Raw genomic sequence first — 16,205 nt, 5'->3', positions numbered from 1 at the left:
CTGCCAGAAGGCGTTGAAATGGTAATGCCAGGTGACAACATCCAGATGACTGTCACTCTGATCAAAACCATCGCGATGGAAGATGGTCTGCGTTTCGCTATCCGTGAAGGCGGTCGTACCGTCGGCGCTGGCGTCGTAGCCAAAGTCATCGAATAAGTTCTTGATATATCTCCATCGGGCCGACATAATGGTCGGCCTGATTTTGTTTTTAGGTCAGTAGCTCAATTGGCAGAGCGACGGTCTCCAAAACCGTAGGTTGGGGGTTCGATTCCCTCCTGACCTGCCAGATTCACTCAATGTGTCTGGCTTTCTTTTCACAGGATCTTCATAGATGACTCCTAAGGCTGAAGCTCAAGGCTCTCGCTTCGATCTGCTCAAGTGGCTGGTTGTTGTTGCCTTGGTGATTGTTGGTGTTGTTGGCAATCAGTACTACTCTGCTTCGCCGATCCTGTACCGTGTCTTGGCGCTACTTGTCATTGCTGCAGTTGCTGCCTTCGTTGGCTTGCAGACTGCCAAGGGTAAGTCGTTCTTTGTCCTGGTTAAGGAAGCGCGCACTGAGATTCGTAAAGTCGTATGGCCAACTCGCCAAGAGACCACGCAGACCACGTTGATTGTTGTGGCTGTGGTTCTGGTCATGGCGTTGCTGTTGTGGGGGCTAGATTCCCTGCTCGGCTGGCTTGTTTCCTTGATTGTTGGCTAAGGGTGTCCCGTGGCTAAGCGTTGGTACGTTGTGCATGCTTACTCGGGTTACGAGAAGCATGTAATGCGTTCGTTGATCGAGCGTGTGAAGCTGGCTGGCATGGAAGATGGCTTCGGCGAGATTCTGGTCCCCACTGAAGAAGTGGTTGAGATGCGCAATGGCCAGAAGCGCAAAAGCGAGCGTAAATTCTTTCCAGGCTATGTGCTGGTACAGATGGATATGAACGAGGGTACTTGGCATTTGGTCAAGGACACTCCTCGTGTCATGGGCTTTATTGGTGGTACTGCCGATAAGCCGGCTCCTATCACTGACAAAGAAGCGGAAGCGATTCTGCGTCGCGTTGCTGATGGTAGCGACAAGCCCAAGCCTAAGACACTGTTTGAACCGGGTGAGGTGGTCCGTGTTACTGACGGCCCATTCGCTGACTTTAACGGTACGGTCGAAGAAGTTAACTACGAAAAGAGCCGCATTCAGGTGGCAGTGCTCATTTTCGGTCGCTCTACTCCGGTAGAGCTAGAGTTCAGTCAGGTCGAGAAGGCATAACTGAACGAGAATCCCATACCCCGCAGCCTTAGGCTGTGGGGTTTTGTCGTCACTGGGATAAACGCGCAAGTAACCGGGGAGCCTATCTAGGCGTCTGAACCCGTAATTGGAGTGCCTCATGGCTAAGAAGATTACTGCTTACATCAAGCTGCAAGTTAAGGCCGCTCAGGCCAACCCAAGTCCACCCGTTGGTCCAGCTCTGGGTCAGCACGGCGTGAACATCATGGAGTTCTGCAAAGCTTTCAACGCCCGTACTCAGGGTCTTGAGCCAGGCCTGCCGACTCCTGTGATCATCACTGTTTACAGTGACCGCAGCTTCACTTTCGAAACTAAGAGCACCCCCGCTTCGGTTCTGCTGAAGAAAGCTGCTGGCCTGACCAGCGGTTCCGCTCGTCCAAACACCGTTAAGGTTGGCACTGTTACCCGTGCTCAGCTGGAAGAAATCGCGAAAACCAAAAACGCGGATCTGACTGCAGCTGATATGGATGCAGCCGTGCGTACTATCGCCGGTTCTGCTCGTAGCATGGGCCTTAACGTGGAGGGTGTGTAATGGCTAAGCTGACCAAGCGCCAAAAGGCTATCGCCGGCAAGATTGAAGCAGGCAAGGCCTACAACTTCGTAGAAGCCGCCGCTCTCCTGACCGAGCTGTCGACCGTTAAGTTCAGCGAGTCCGTAGACGTTGCTGTGAACCTGGGCGTAGACCCACGTAAATCTGACCAGGTTGTTCGTAGCGCTACTGTGCTGCCACACGGCACTGGCAAGACTGTACGTGTAGCTGTGTTCACTCAGGGCCCAGCAGCTGAAGCTGCTCTGGCTGCCGGTGCAGACCGCGTAGGTATGGACGATCTGGCTGCCGAAATGAAAGGCGGCGACCTGAACTATGACGTGGTTATTGCTTCCCCGGATGCAATGCGCGTTGTGGGTCAGCTGGGTCAGGTTCTGGGTCCTCGCGGCCTGATGCCTAACCCGAAAGTCGGTACCGTTACTCCAGACGTAGCTTCGGCAGTTAAGAACGCCAAGGCTGGTCAGGTTCGCTATCGCACCGACAAAAACGGCATCATCCACACTTCCGTTGGCAAGGTCGGCTTCGACGCCGTCAAGCTGAAGGAAAACGTTGAAGCCCTGATCGCTGACCTGAAGCGTATCAAGCCAGCTTCTTCGAAAGGCATCTACGTCAAGCGCGTTACCCTGAGCACCACTATGGGCCCAGGTCTGGTCATCGACCAGGGTTCGCTGGACGTATAAGACACAAGCGCGTGCAAGTAATTGCGCGCGCTGAAAAATTGGGGTCCCTGCCTGGCGGGGGCTATCCAAGACCGTAGGCGACGCAAGTCTTAAACCTCAAGCCTACGCAGATGGTGCTCCCGGTTCCTTACCGAATCAGACACCAAAACGACATCCAGCTCCGGTTGGATGAAACGGTAACAAGCAGGAGTTAAACCCGTGGCAATTAAACTCGAAGACAAGAAGGCCATCGTCGCTGAAGTCAACGAGGCTGCCAAAGCCGCTCTGTCCGCTGTCGTGGCTGATGCCCGTGGTGTGACAGTAGGCGCTATGACCGGACTCCGTAAAGAGGCCCGCGAAGCTGGTGTTTATGTACGTGTCGTACGTAACACCCTGCTCAAGCGCGCTGTTGAAGGCACTCAATATGACGTGCTCAACGACGCGTTCGTCGGCCCTACCCTGATTGCATTCTCCAAGGAACATCCGGGCGCTGCCGCTCGTATTTTCAAAGAGTTCGCAAAGGGTCAGGAAAAGTTCGAGATCAAGGCAGCTGCGTTCGAGGGCAAGTACCTCGCAGCAAACGAGATCGACGTGTTGGCTTCGCTGCCAACTCGCGACGAAGCTATTGCGAAGCTGATGAGCGTGATTCAAGGCGCTACCAGCAAGCTGGCTCGTACTCTGGCGGCTATTCGCGACCAGAAAGAAGCTGCTGCTGCCTAAGGCACTGCAAGCCCTTTCAAAATCATATGTTTAATTTGATGGCTGCGTAGGCTGTCACCCCAATACAGGAATTTATAGTCATGTCTCTGACTAACGAGCAAATCATCGAAGCAATCGGCCAGAAAACCGTTCTGGAAGTTGTTGAGCTGATCAAAGCAATGGAAGAAACCTTCGGCGTTACCGCTGCTGTTGCCGCTGCTGGCCCAGCTGCTGCTGCCGCTGTTGTTGAAGAGCAAACTGAATTCAACGTCATGCTGACCGAAGCTGGCGAGAAGAAAGTTAACGTGATCAAGGCTGTACGTGAACTGACCGGTCTGGGCCTGAAAGAAGCCAAGGCTGTAGTTGACGGCGCTCCTGCCATGGTTCTGGAAGCTGTTGCTAAAGAAGCAGCTGACAAAGCCAAAGCAGCTCTGGAAGAAGCAGGCGCTAAAGTCGAGCTCAAGTAAGCATCGACTTTGTGTCTCCAGCCCAAGCGTTAAGCGAACGGCTGATGGCTGGTGGCTTTTGCCACCGGCCTTTTTCCGTTATTGGCGACCGACTGGGTCGGTGCCAGTAACGTGCTGTAGCCCACCCTGTGCGGTGGCGCAAACCAAAGGGTTTGCACGATTTTCTGGCTGCTCCCGTCGGGAGGAGCCGAATAAGCAGGTGACCAAGCTGGGGAACGCTGATGGCTTACTCATATACTGAGAAAAAACGTATCCGCAAGGACTTTAGCAAGTTGCCGGACGTCATGGATGTGCCGTACCTCCTGGCCATCCAGCTGGATTCGTATCGTGAATTCTTGCAAGCGGGAGCGACTAAAGATCAGTTCCGCGACGTGGGCCTGCATGCGGCCTTCAAATCCGTTTTCCCGATCATCAGCTACTCCGGCAATGCTGCGTTGGAGTATGTCGGTTATCGCCTGGGCGAACCGGCGTTTGATGTTAAAGAATGCGTGTTGCGTGGTGTAACTTACGCCGTACCTTTGCGGGTAAAAGTCCGTCTGATCATTTTCGACAAAGAATCGTCGAACAAAGCGATCAAGGACATCAAAGAGCAAGAAGTCTACATGGGTGAAATTCCCCTGATGACTGAGAACGGTACCTTCGTAATCAACGGTACCGAGCGTGTAATCGTTTCCCAGCTGCACCGTTCCCCTGGCGTATTCTTCGACCACGACCGTGGCAAGACGCACAGCTCCGGTAAGCTGCTGTATTCCGCGCGGATCATTCCTTACCGCGGTTCGTGGCTGGACTTCGAGTTCGACCCGAAAGACTGCGTGTTCGTCCGTATCGACCGTCGTCGCAAGCTGCCGGCATCGGTTCTGCTGCGCGCGCTGGGCTATACCACTGAAGAAGTGCTGGACGCTTTCTACACCACCAACGTATTCCACGTGAAAGGCGAGAGCCTGAGCCTGGAGCTGGTGCCTCAGCGCCTGCGTGGTGAGATTGCCGTTCTGGACATCCAGGATGACAAGGGCAAGGTTATTGTCGAGCAGGGTCGTCGTATCACCGCTCGTCACATCAACCAGCTGGAAAAAGCCGGTATCAAAGAGCTGGATGTACCTCTGGACTACGTCCTGGGTCGTACCACCGCCAAGGCTATCGTGCACCCGGCTACCGGTGAAATCCTGGCAGAGTGCAACACCGAGCTGAACACCGAGATCCTGGCGAAAATCGCCAAGGCTCAGGTCGTTCGCATCGAGACTCTGTACACCAACGACATCGACTGCGGTCCGTTCGTCTCTGACACTCTGAAGATCGACTCCACCAGCAACCAATTGGAAGCCCTGGTCGAGATCTATCGCATGATGCGTCCTGGCGAGCCACCGACCAAAGATGCTGCCGAGACTCTGTTCAACAACCTGTTCTTCAGCCCTGAGCGGTATGATCTGTCCGCCGTTGGCCGGATGAAGTTCAACCGTCGTATCGGTCGTACCGAGATCGAAGGCTCCGGCGTTCTGTGCAAAGAAGACATCGTTGCCGTACTGAAGACTCTAGTCGACATCCGTAACGGTAAAGGCATCGTCGACGACATCGACCACCTGGGTAACCGTCGTGTTCGCTGTGTTGGCGAAATGGCCGAGAACCAGTTCCGCGTTGGCCTGGTGCGTGTAGAGCGTGCGGTCAAAGAGCGCCTGTCGATGGCTGAAAGCGAAGGCCTGATGCCGCAAGACCTGATCAATGCCAAGCCAGTGGCTGCGGCAGTGAAAGAGTTCTTCGGTTCCAGCCAGCTGTCCCAGTTCATGGACCAGAACAACCCGCTGTCCGAGATCACCCACAAGCGTCGTGTTTCTGCACTTGGCCCAGGTGGTCTGACCCGTGAGCGTGCAGGCTTCGAAGTCCGTGACGTACACCCGACCCACTACGGTCGTGTATGCCCGATTGAAACGCCGGAAGGCCCAAACATCGGTCTGATCAACTCCCTGGCGGCCTATGCGCGCACCAACCAGTACGGCTTCCTCGAGAGCCCGTACCGTGTGGTGAAAGATGCTCTGGTAACCGACGAGATCGTGTTCCTGTCCGCTATCGAAGAGGCCGATCACGTGATCGCCCAGGCTTCGGCGACGATGAACGACAAAGGTCAGTTGGTCGATGAGCTGGTAGCTGTTCGTCACTTGAACGAATTCACTGTCAAGGCGCCGGAAGACGTCACCTTGATGGACGTTTCGCCGAAGCAGGTAGTTTCGGTTGCAGCGTCGCTGATTCCGTTCCTCGAGCACGACGACGCCAACCGTGCATTGATGGGTTCCAACATGCAGCGTCAGGCTGTACCGACCCTGCGTGCTGACAAGCCGCTGGTAGGTACCGGCATGGAGCGCAACGTTGCCCGTGACTCCGGTGTTTGCGTCGTGGCTCGTCGTGGCGGTGTGATCGACTCGGTCGATGCCAGCCGTATCGTGGTTCGTGTTGCTGATGACGAAGTTGAAACCGGTGAAGCCGGTGTCGACATCTACAACCTGACCAAGTACACCCGCTCCAACCAGAACACCTGCATCAACCAGCGTCCGCTGGTGAGCAAGGGTGATCGGGTTCAGCGCAGCGACATCATGGCCGATGGTCCGTCCACCGACATGGGTGAGCTGGCACTGGGTCAGAACATGCGTATCGCGTTCATGGCGTGGAACGGCTTCAACTTCGAAGACTCCATCTGCCTGTCCGAGCGTGTGGTTCAGGAAGATCGTTTCACCACGATCCACATCCAGGAACTGACCTGTGTGGCTCGTGACACCAAGCTTGGCCCAGAGGAAATCACTGCAGACATCCCGAACGTGGGTGAGGCTGCACTGAACAAGCTGGACGAAGCCGGTATCGTTTATGTAGGTGCTGAAGTTGGCGCAGGCGACATCCTGGTGGGCAAGGTCACTCCGAAAGGCGAGACCCAGCTGACTCCGGAAGAGAAACTGCTGCGTGCGATCTTCGGTGAAAAAGCCAGCGACGTTAAAGACACTTCCCTGCGTGTGCCTACTGGTACCAAGGGCACTGTTATCGACGTACAGGTCTTCACTCGCGACGGCGTTGAGCGTGATGCTCGTGCACTGTCGATCGAGAAGAGCCAGCTGGACGAGATCCGCAAGGACCTGAACGAAGAGTTCCGTATCGTTGAAGGTGCGACCTTCGAACGTCTGCGCTCCGCTCTGGTTGGCCATAAAGCCGAAGGCGGCGCCGGCCTGAAGAAAGGCCAGGAAATCACCGATGAAGTTCTCGACGGTCTTGAGCATGGCCAGTGGTTCAAACTGCGCATGGCTGAAGATGCTCTGAACGAGCAGCTCGAGAAGGCCCAGGCCTACATCGTTGATCGTCGCCGTCTGCTGGACGACAAGTTCGAAGACAAGAAGCGCAAGCTGCAGCAAGGCGATGACCTGGCTCCAGGCGTGCTGAAAATCGTCAAGGTCTACCTGGCAATCCGTCGTCGCATCCAGCCGGGCGACAAGATGGCCGGTCGTCACGGTAACAAGGGTGTGGTCTCCGTGATCATGCCGGTTGAAGACATGCCGCACGATGCCAATGGCACCCCGGTCGACGTAGTCCTCAACCCGCTGGGCGTACCTTCGCGTATGAACGTTGGTCAGATCCTCGAAACTCACCTGGGCCTCGCGGCCAAAGGTCTGGGCGAGAAGATCAATCGCATGGTCGAAGAGCAGCGCAAGGTCGCAGAACTGCGTACCTTCCTGGACGAGATCTACAACCAGATCGGCGGTCGCAACGAAGACCTGGACAGCTTCTCCGATCAGGAGATCCTGGATCTGGCGAACAACCTGCGCGGCGGTGTTCCGATGGCCACTCCGGTGTTCGACGGTGCCAAGGAAAGCGAAATCAAGGCCATGCTGAAACTGGCAGACCTGCCAGAAAGCGGCCAGATGCAACTGACCGACGGCCGTACCGGCAACAAGTTCGAGCGTCCAGTTACCGTTGGCTACATGTACATGCTGAAACTGAACCACTTGGTAGACGACAAGATGCACGCTCGTTCTACCGGTTCGTACAGCCTGGTTACCCAGCAGCCGCTGGGTGGTAAGGCGCAGTTCGGTGGTCAGCGTTTCGGGGAGATGGAGGTCTGGGCACTGGAAGCATACGGTGCTGCATACACTCTGCAAGAAATGCTCACAGTGAAGTCGGACGATGTGAACGGTCGTACCAAGATGTACAAAAACATCGTGGACGGCGATCACCGTATGGAGCCGGGCATGCCCGAGTCCTTCAACGTGTTGATCAAAGAAATTCGTTCCCTCGGCATCGATATCGATCTGGAAACCGAATAACACGTGACGCGAATCGAGAGCGGGGCAGGATTGCCCGCTCTCTGCTCCGCCAGGAGGAAAGGCCTTGAAAGACCTACTGAATTTGCTGAAAAACCAGGGTCAAGTCGAAGAGTTCGACGCCATCCGTATCGGATTGGCCTCGCCTGAGATGATCCGTTCGTGGTCGTTCGGTGAAGTTAAAAAGCCGGAAACCATCAACTACCGTACGTTCAAGCCTGAGCGTGACGGCCTGTTCTGCGCCAAGATCTTTGGCCCGGTAAAGGATTACGAGTGCCTGTGCGGTAAGTACAAGCGCTTGAAGCATCGCGGCGTGATCTGCGAGAAGTGCGGCGTTGAAGTTGCGCTGGCCAAGGTTCGTCGTGAGCGCATGGCGCACATCGAACTGGCTTCGCCGGTTGCCCACATCTGGTTCCTGAAATCGCTGCCGTCCCGTATCGGCTTGCTGATGGACATGACTCTGCGTGATATCGAGCGCGTTCTCTACTTCGAGAGCTATGTCGTTATCGATCCAGGCATGACCACCCTTGAAAAAGGTCAGCTGCTGAACGATGAGCAGTACTTCGAAGCGCTGGAAGAGTTCGGCGATGACTTCGACGCCCGCATGGGTGCCGAGGCTGTCCGCGAGCTGCTGCACGCTATCGACCTGGAGCACGAGATTGGCCGTCTGCGTGAAGAGATTCCGCAAACCAACTCGGAAACCAAGATCAAGAAGCTGTCCAAGCGTCTGAAGTTGATGGAAGCCTTCCAGGGTTCCGGCAACCTGCCAGAGTGGATGGTGCTGACCGTTCTGCCGGTTCTGCCGCCAGATCTGCGTCCACTGGTCCCGCTGGATGGCGGTCGTTTCGCGACTTCCGACCTCAACGATCTGTATCGTCGAGTGATCAACCGTAACAACCGTTTGAAGCGCCTGCTGGATCTGTCCGCTCCGGACATCATCGTGCGCAACGAAAAGCGTATGTTGCAGGAAGCTGTCGATGCACTGCTCGACAACGGTCGTCGTGGCCGCGCTATCACCGGTTCCAACAAGCGTCCTCTGAAATCCCTGGCTGACATGATCAAGGGTAAGCAAGGTCGTTTCCGTCAGAACTTGCTCGGTAAGCGTGTTGACTACTCCGGTCGTTCGGTAATTACCGTAGGTCCGACCCTGCGTCTGCACCAGTGCGGTCTGCCGAAGAAGATGGCTCTCGAGCTGTTCAAACCGTTCATCTTCGGCAAGTTGGAAATGCGTGGCCTGGCCACCACCATCAAAGCCGCCAAGAAGATGGTCGAGCGCGAACTGCCAGAGGTTTGGGACGTTCTCGCTGAAGTGATCCGTGAACACCCGGTTCTCCTCAACCGTGCACCGACCCTTCACCGTCTGGGTATCCAGGCGTTTGAACCGGTACTGATCGAAGGTAAGGCTATCCAGCTGCACCCTCTGGTCTGTGCTGCGTACAACGCCGACTTCGACGGCGACCAAATGGCCGTGCACGTACCGCTGACACTGGAAGCCCAGTTGGAAGCGCGTGCGTTGATGATGTCGACCAACAACATTCTGTCGCCAGCCAACGGTGAGCCAATCATCGTTCCGTCGCAGGACGTTGTATTGGGTCTGTACTACATGACCCGTGAAGCGATCAACGCCAAGGGCGAAGGTCGTGTGTTCGCGGACCTGCAGGAAGTCGACCGCGTATTCCGCGCCGGCGAAGCGGCTCTGCACGCCAAGATCAAGGTTCGCATCAGCGAAACCGTCAATGATCGTGATGGCGGCAGCGTGAGCGCCACCCGTATCGTCGACACCACTGTCGGCCGTGCTCTGCTGTTCCAGGTTGTGCCGAAGGGCCTGTCGTTCGACGTCGTCAACCTGCCGATGAAGAAGAAGGCGATCTCCAAGCTGATCAACCAGTGCTACCGCGTGGTTGGTCTGAAAGAGACCGTGATCTTCGCTGACCAGTTGATGTACACCGGTTTCGCTTACTCGACCATTTCCGGCGTTTCCATCGGTGTTAACGACTTCGTTATCCCGGATGAAAAAGCTCGCATCATCGGTGCTGCCACCGACGAAGTGAAAGAAATCGAGAGCCAGTACGCCTCCGGCCTGGTAACCCAGGGCGAGAAGTACAACAAAGTGATCGACCTTTGGTCGAAGGCCAACGACGAAGTATCCAAGGCGATGATGGCCAACCTCTCGAAAGAGAAGGTCATCGACCGCAATGGCGACGAAGTCGAGCAAGAATCGTTCAACTCGATGTACATGATGGCTGACTCGGGTGCGCGGGGTTCCGCAGCACAGATCCGTCAGCTGGCCGGTATGCGTGGTCTGATGGCCAAGCCGGACGGCTCCATCATCGAAACGCCGATTACTGCGAACTTCCGTGAAGGTCTGAGCGTACTCCAGTACTTCATCTCGACTCACGGTGCTCGTAAAGGTCTGGCGGATACCGCGTTGAAAACTGCGAACTCCGGTTACCTGACTCGTCGTCTGGTGGACGTTGCGCAGGATCTGGTTGTAACCGAGATCGATTGCGGCACCGAACACGGCCTGCTGATGACTCCGCACATTGAAGGCGGCGACGTTGTAGAGCCACTGGGTGAGCGCGTATTGGGTCGTGTTATCGCCCGTGACGTATTCAAGCCGGGTACCGAGGACGTCATCGTTCCTGCCGGCACCCTGGTAGACGAAAAGTGGGTTGAATTCATCGAGCTCAACAGCATCGACGAAGTGATCGTGCGTTCGCCGATCAGTTGCGAAACCCGCTATGGCATTTGCGCCAAGTGCTACGGCCGTGACCTGGCTCGTGGTCACCAGGTGAACATTGGTGAGGCGGTCGGCGTTATCGCTGCCCAATCCATCGGTGAGCCGGGTACCCAGCTGACCATGCGTACGTTCCACATTGGTGGTGCGGCAAGCCGTACTTCCGCAGCCGACAGCGTTCAGGTGAAGAATGGCGGTACCGTCCGTCTGCACAACCTGAAGCACGTTGAGCGTGTGGATGGCCACCTGGTTGCTGTGTCCCGTTCCGGTGAGCTGGCAATCGCTGATGACTTCGGTCGTGAGCGCGAGCGTTACAAGCTGCCGTACGGTGCTGTGATTTCGGTTAAAGAAGGTGACAAGGTCGACGCTGGCGCTATCGTGGCCAAGTGGGATCCGCACACTCACCCGATCGTTACCGAAATGAAAGGTACCGTGACCTACGTGGGCATGGAAGAAGGCATCACGATCAAGCGTCAGACTGACGAATTGACCGGTATGACCAACATTGAAGTGCTTGACGTCAAAGACCGTCCAGCTGCCGGCAAGGACATCCGTCCTGCTGTGAAGATGGTGGGTATGGATGGCAAGGATCTGCTGCTGCCAGGTACCGACGTACCGGCACAGTACTTCCTGCCGGCTAACGCCCTGGTCGGCGTTGCCGACGGTGCGCAGATTGCGATCGGTGATGTTATCGCTCGTATTCCGCAAGAAACTTCGAAGACCCGTGACATCACCGGTGGTCTGCCGCGTGTTGCCGACCTGTTCGAAGCTCGTCGTCCGAAGGAAGCGTCGATTCTGGCTGAAGTCAGCGGCACCATCGCGTTCGGTAAAGAGACCAAGGGCAAGCGCCGTCTGGTCATTACTCCGAACGACGGTAGCGATCCGTATGAAGAGCTGATTCCGAAGTGGCGTCACCTGAACGTCTTCGAAGGCGAACAAGTGAACCGCGGCGAAGTTATCTCCGACGGTCCGAGCGATCCACACGATATCCTGCGTCTGCTGGGTGTCAGTGCGCTGGCCAAGTACATCGTCAACGAGATCCAAGACGTTTACCGTCTGCAAGGCGTGAAGATCAACGACAAGCACATCGAGACCATTCTGCGTCAGATGCTGCGTAAGGTTGAAATCGCCGAGTCCGGCGACTCCAGCTTCATCAAGGGCGACCAGATGGAACTGACTCACGTACTGGTAGAAAACGAGCGTCTGAGCACCGAAGACAAGTTCGTCGCCAAGTTCACCCGCGTACTGCTGGGTATCACCAAGGCGTCCTTGTCCACCGAATCGTTCATCTCGGCAGCCTCTTTCCAAGAGACCACCCGTGTACTGACCGAAGCGGCGGTAACTGGCAAGCGCGACTACCTGCGTGGCCTGAAAGAAAACGTGGTCGTGGGTCGTCTGATCCCGGCCGGTACTGGCCTGGCGTACCACAGCGAGCGTAAGCGTCGTCGTGATGCAGACAAGCCGCTGCGCGTAAGCGCAAGCGAAGTCGAAGCAGCACTGACTGAAGCGCTGAACTCCAGCGGTAATTGAGGTCTGCAGTAGATTGAGACGGGCCCCGGCTTTTTCGATTGAGAATCAAGACACTTTTTGTCGAGGTTCGCTGATCGGGGAGGCCGGGGCCTTGCCTTGACTGGGGGCAAGATCCTCTTTAGACTCTTGTACCCCTAAATTTGGTGGAGCTCCTGCTCTGCCATTTTGTTTATGTCGAAAGACAACAGTGGAGCTAGTAGATGGCAACTATCAACCAGCTGGTACGTCAGCCGCGTAAGCGTATCGTCGAGAAATCCGACGTGCCTGCGCTGCAGAACTGCCCGCAACGTCGTGGCGTGTGCACTCGCGTGTATACCACTACGCCGAAAAAACCTAACTCGGCACTGCGTAAAGTGTGCCGTGTGCGTCTGACCAACGGTTTCGAGGTTTCCTCGTACATCGGCGGTGAAGGCCACAACCTGCAAGAGCACAGCGTCGTACTGATTCGCGGCGGCCGTGTAAAAGACTTGCCAGGTGTTCGTTACCACACCGTTCGCGGCTCCCTGGATACCTCCGGCGTTAAAGGTCGTAACCAAGGTCGTTCGAAGTACGGTACCAAGCGTCCGAAGTAATCGGTCGTTTTGCAGTTTTTAATTATATTGAGTCGATAAGAGTAAGGTCGGGCACGCGTCCATTGGATCAACTGTCCCGAGCTAACCTGAAGACCGTTTGAGGGCTTATCAATGCCAAGACGTCGCGTAGCAGCCAAACGTGAGATTCTGGACGATCCGAAATACGGAAGCCAGATCCTCGCCAAGTTCATGAACCACGTAATGGAAAGCGGCAAGAAAGCCGTTGCCGAGCGTATCGTTTATGGCGCGCTGGAAAAAGTTAAAGAGCGCAAGAACAGCGATCCCCTGGAAATCTTCGAGAAAGCTCTCGACGCCATCGCTCCGCTGGTCGAAGTGAAGTCGCGCCGTGTAGGCGGTGCTACTTACCAGGTTCCGGTCGAAGTTCGTCCGTCCCGTCGTAACGCTCTGGCAATGCGCTGGTTGGTAGACTTCGCCCGCAAGCGCGGCGAGAAGTCTATGGCTCTGCGTTTGGCTGGCGAACTGCTGGACGCTGCCGAAGGCAAAGGTGCTGCAGTTAAGAAGCGTGAAGACGTTCACCGTATGGCTGAAGCCAACAAGGCTTTCTCGCACTACCGCTTCTAATATCGGCATCATTCATTTTGCGAGGGCTTTATGGCTCGTACTACAGCAATCAACCGCTACCGTAACATCGGTATCTGTGCCCACGTTGACGCGGGCAAGACTACCACTACCGAGCGGATCCTGTTCTACACAGGTCTCAGCCACAAGATGGGTGAGGTGCATGACGGCGCTGCGACCACCGACTGGATGGTGCAGGAGCAGGAGCGCGGTATCACCATTACCTCCGCTGCTGTAACTACCTTCTGGAAAGGTTCGCGCGGCCAATACGATAACTATCGTGTAAACGTTATCGATACCCCTGGCCACGTTGACTTCACCATTGAAGTAGAGCGCTCCCTGCGTGTACTCGACGGCGCGGTCGTTGTGTTCTGCGGTACTTCCGGTGTTGAGCCTCAGTCTGAAACCGTATGGCGTCAAGCCAACAAGTACGGTGTTCCACGTGTTGTTTACGTGAACAAGATGGACCGTGCCGGTGCCAACTTCCTGCGCGTTGTTGGCCAGATCAAGAACCGCCTGGGTCATACCCCGGTTCCGGTCCAGCTGGCTATCGGTGCTGAAGATAACTTCGAAGGTCAGGTTGATCTGATCAAGATGAAGGCTATCTACTGGAACGACGACGACAAGGGTACTACCTATCGCGAGGAAGAAATTCCTGCCGATATGCTGGACCTGGCTAACGAGTGGCGCTCCAACATGGTTGAAGCTGCTGCTGAAGCCAACGAAGAGCTGATGAACAAGTACCTTGAAGAAGGTGACCTGACTGTCGAAGAGATCAAGGCCGGTCTGCGTGCGCGCACCCTGGCTAGCGAGATCGTTCCGGCCGTCTGCGGTTCGTCGTTCAAGAACAAGGGCGTTCCCCTGGTTCTCGATGCCGTTATCGACTTCCTGCCTGCTCCTACCGAGATCCCGGCGATCAAGGGTATCCATCCGGATCTCATCGAGAAGCCGAAGGATGAGCTGGTAGAGGCTGACTACGACGAGCGTCATGCTGACGATGCTGAACCGTTCTCGGCTCTGGCATTCAAGATTGCTACCGACCCGTTCGTTGGTACTCTGACTTTCGTGCGCGTTTACTCGGGCTTCCTGAGCTCGGGCGACTCCGTGATCAACTCGGTCAAGGGCAAGAAAGAGCGCGTTGGTCGTATGGTGCAGATGCACGCCAACCAGCGTGAAGAGATCAAAGAAGTACGTGCAGGCGACATCGCTGCTCTGATCGGCATGAAGGACGTCACCACTGGTGACACTCTGTGCGATCTCGACAAGCAGATCATTCTTGAACGTATGGACTTCCCTGAGCCTGTAATTTCGGTAGCGGTAGAGCCGAAAACCAAGCAGGACCAGGAAAAGATGGGTATTGCACTGGGCAAGCTGGCTCAGGAAGACCCGTCGTTCCGCGTCAAGACCGACGAAGAGACTGGCCAGACCATCATCTCCGGTATGGGTGAGTTGCACCTGGACATCCTCGTTGACCGCATGAAGCGCGAGTTCAACGTCGAAGCCAACATCGGCAAGCCGCAGGTTTCGTACCGCGAGAAGATCAGCAAGAGCAACGTTGAGATCGAAGGCAAGTTCGTTCGTCAGTCCGGCGGTCGCGGTCAGTTCGGTCACTGCTGGATCCGTTTCTCGGAGCCAGACGTCGATGCGAACGGCAACATCACCGAAGGTCTGGTCTTCACCAACGAAGTTGTTGGTGGTGTGGTTCCTAAGGAATACATCCCGGCTATCCAGAAGGGTATCGAAGAGCAGATGAAGAACGGCGTCGTTGCCGGTTATCCGCTGATCGGCCTGAAGGCTACCGTGTTTGATGGTTCCTACCACGACGTCGACTCCAACGAGATGGCGTTCAAGGTGGCAGCCTCCATGGCGACCAAGCAGCTGGCCCAGAAGGGTGGCGGCGTTGTGCTCGAGCCGATCATGAAGGTTGAAGTTGTAACCCCAGAGGACTACATGGGTGACGTGATGGGTGACCTGAACCGTCGTCGTGGTCTGATTCAGGGTATGGATGACTCGGTGTCCGGCAAGGTTATCCGTGCTGAAGTGCCACTGGGTGAAATGTTCGGTTATGCAACTGACGTTCGTTCCATGTCTCAGGGTCGCGCGAGCTACTCCATGGAATTCTCCAAATACGCCGAAGCTCCGTCGAACATCGTCGAAGCTCTCGTTAAAAAACAAGGCTGATTCAGTCTCCCCTTTAGGCTAGGAGTTAATTGTCGTGGCTAAAGAAAAATTTGAACGTAACAAACCGCACGTCAACGTTGGCACTATCGGTCACGTTGACCACGGTAAAACCACTCTGACCGCTGCTCTGACTCGCGTTTGCTCCGAAGTTTTCGGTTCGGCTCGTGTTGACTTCGACAAGATCGACAGCGCCCCAGAAGAAAAAGCTCGTGGTATCACCATCAATACTGCGCACGTAGAGTATGACTCGAACATTCGTCACTACGCGCACGTTGACTGCCCAGGTCACGCCGACTACGTCAAAAACATGATCACTGGTGCTGCCCAGATGGACGGCGCGATCCTGGTTTGCTCGGCTGCCGATGGTCCGATGCCACAAACTCGTGAGCACATCCTGCTGTCCCGTCAGGTAGGCGTTCCGTACATCGTTGTCTTCCTGAACAAGGCTGACATGGTTGACGACGCTGAGCTGCTGGAACTGGTTGAGATGGAAGTGCGCGATCTGCTGAGCACTTACGACTTCCCAGGTGACGACACTCCGATCATCATCGGTTCGGCTCTGATGGCTCTGAACGGCCAAGACGACAACGAAATGGGTACCACCGCTGTTAAGCGTCTGGTAGAAACTCTGGATACCTACATCCCAGAGCCAGAGCGTGCAATCGACAAGCCGTTCCTGAT

The 16,205-nt window shown here is 55.7% G+C and carries 12 protein-coding genes, 1 tRNA gene and 1 pseudogene; all 14 read left to right on the top strand.

Annotation, left to right across the window (positions count from 1 at the left end; all coding sequences use genetic code 11):
- A pseudogene (locus BM382_RS31325) lies at positions 1–156 on the top strand (elongation factor Tu); the annotation flags it as partial.
- 54 nt (positions 157–210) lie between these two features.
- A tRNA-Trp gene (locus BM382_RS31320) sits at positions 211–286 on the top strand.
- A gap of 45 nt (positions 287–331) precedes the next feature.
- Positions 332–700, top strand: coding sequence for a preprotein translocase subunit SecE (gene secE, locus BM382_RS31315; protein ID WP_011063783.1), 369 nt, complete (start codon positions 332–334; stop codon positions 698–700).
- Positions 701–709: 9 nt separating this feature from the next.
- The gene (gene nusG, locus BM382_RS31310; protein ID WP_002555501.1) at positions 710–1,243 is read left to right on the top strand and encodes a transcription termination/antitermination protein NusG; all 534 of its coding nucleotides are present in this window, start codon (positions 710–712) and stop codon (positions 1,241–1,243) included.
- Positions 1,244–1,361: 118 nt separating this feature from the next.
- The gene (gene rplK / locus BM382_RS31305) at positions 1,362–1,793 is read left to right on the top strand and encodes a 50S ribosomal protein L11 (protein ID WP_003176435.1); all 432 of its coding nucleotides are present in this window, start codon (positions 1,362–1,364) and stop codon (positions 1,791–1,793) included.
- A complete protein-coding gene (gene rplA, locus BM382_RS31300) occupies positions 1,793–2,488 on the top strand; it encodes a 50S ribosomal protein L1 (protein WP_011063782.1) in 696 nt (231 codons plus the stop codon). The genes rplK and rplA overlap by 1 nt, the downstream gene beginning before the upstream one ends.
- 198 nt (positions 2,489–2,686) lie before the next feature.
- Positions 2,687–3,187 (top strand): 50S ribosomal protein L10, encoded by a 501-nt coding sequence (gene rplJ, locus BM382_RS31295; protein WP_011063781.1) that lies wholly within the window; start codon positions 2,687–2,689, stop codon positions 3,185–3,187.
- A gap of 80 nt (positions 3,188–3,267) precedes the next feature.
- Positions 3,268–3,633, top strand: a complete 366-nt coding sequence (gene rplL, locus BM382_RS31290) for a 50S ribosomal protein L7/L12 (protein WP_011063780.1) — start codon at positions 3,268–3,270, stop codon at positions 3,631–3,633.
- A 221-nt stretch (positions 3,634–3,854) separates the two neighbouring features.
- On the top strand, positions 3,855–7,928 hold the full coding sequence (rpoB, locus tag BM382_RS31285) for a DNA-directed RNA polymerase subunit beta (RefSeq protein ID WP_011063779.1): 4,074 nt from the start codon (positions 3,855–3,857) through the stop codon (positions 7,926–7,928).
- Between the two features lie 64 nt (positions 7,929–7,992).
- A complete protein-coding gene (gene rpoC, locus BM382_RS31280) occupies positions 7,993–12,192 on the top strand; it encodes a DNA-directed RNA polymerase subunit beta' (protein ID WP_011063778.1) in 4,200 nt (1,399 codons plus the stop codon).
- Between the two features lie 200 nt (positions 12,193–12,392).
- On the top strand, positions 12,393–12,764 hold the full coding sequence (gene rpsL, locus BM382_RS31275) for a 30S ribosomal protein S12 (RefSeq protein ID WP_003186084.1): 372 nt from the start codon (positions 12,393–12,395) through the stop codon (positions 12,762–12,764).
- A 111-nt stretch (positions 12,765–12,875) separates the two neighbouring features.
- Positions 12,876–13,346, top strand: a complete 471-nt coding sequence (gene rpsG / locus BM382_RS31270; RefSeq protein WP_007925959.1) for a 30S ribosomal protein S7 — start codon at positions 12,876–12,878, stop codon at positions 13,344–13,346.
- 30 nt (positions 13,347–13,376) lie between these two features.
- Positions 13,377–15,524: an elongation factor G gene (gene fusA, locus BM382_RS31265; RefSeq protein WP_011063777.1), complete on the top strand. Its 2,148-nt coding sequence runs from the start codon at positions 13,377–13,379 to the stop codon at positions 15,522–15,524.
- Between the two features lie 34 nt (positions 15,525–15,558).
- Positions 15,559–16,205: GTP-binding protein (locus BM382_RS31260; protein ID WP_139238038.1), on the top strand; the 647-nt coding region annotated here is incomplete at its 3' end.

The organism is Pseudomonas sp. NFPP25 (assembly GCF_900116505.1).
GTDB classification, from domain to species: Bacteria; Pseudomonadota; Gammaproteobacteria; order Pseudomonadales; family Pseudomonadaceae; genus Aquipseudomonas; species Aquipseudomonas protegens.
The sequence above is the reverse complement of the archived record's forward strand: the minus strand, read 5'-3'. Positions and strand labels throughout refer to the sequence as shown.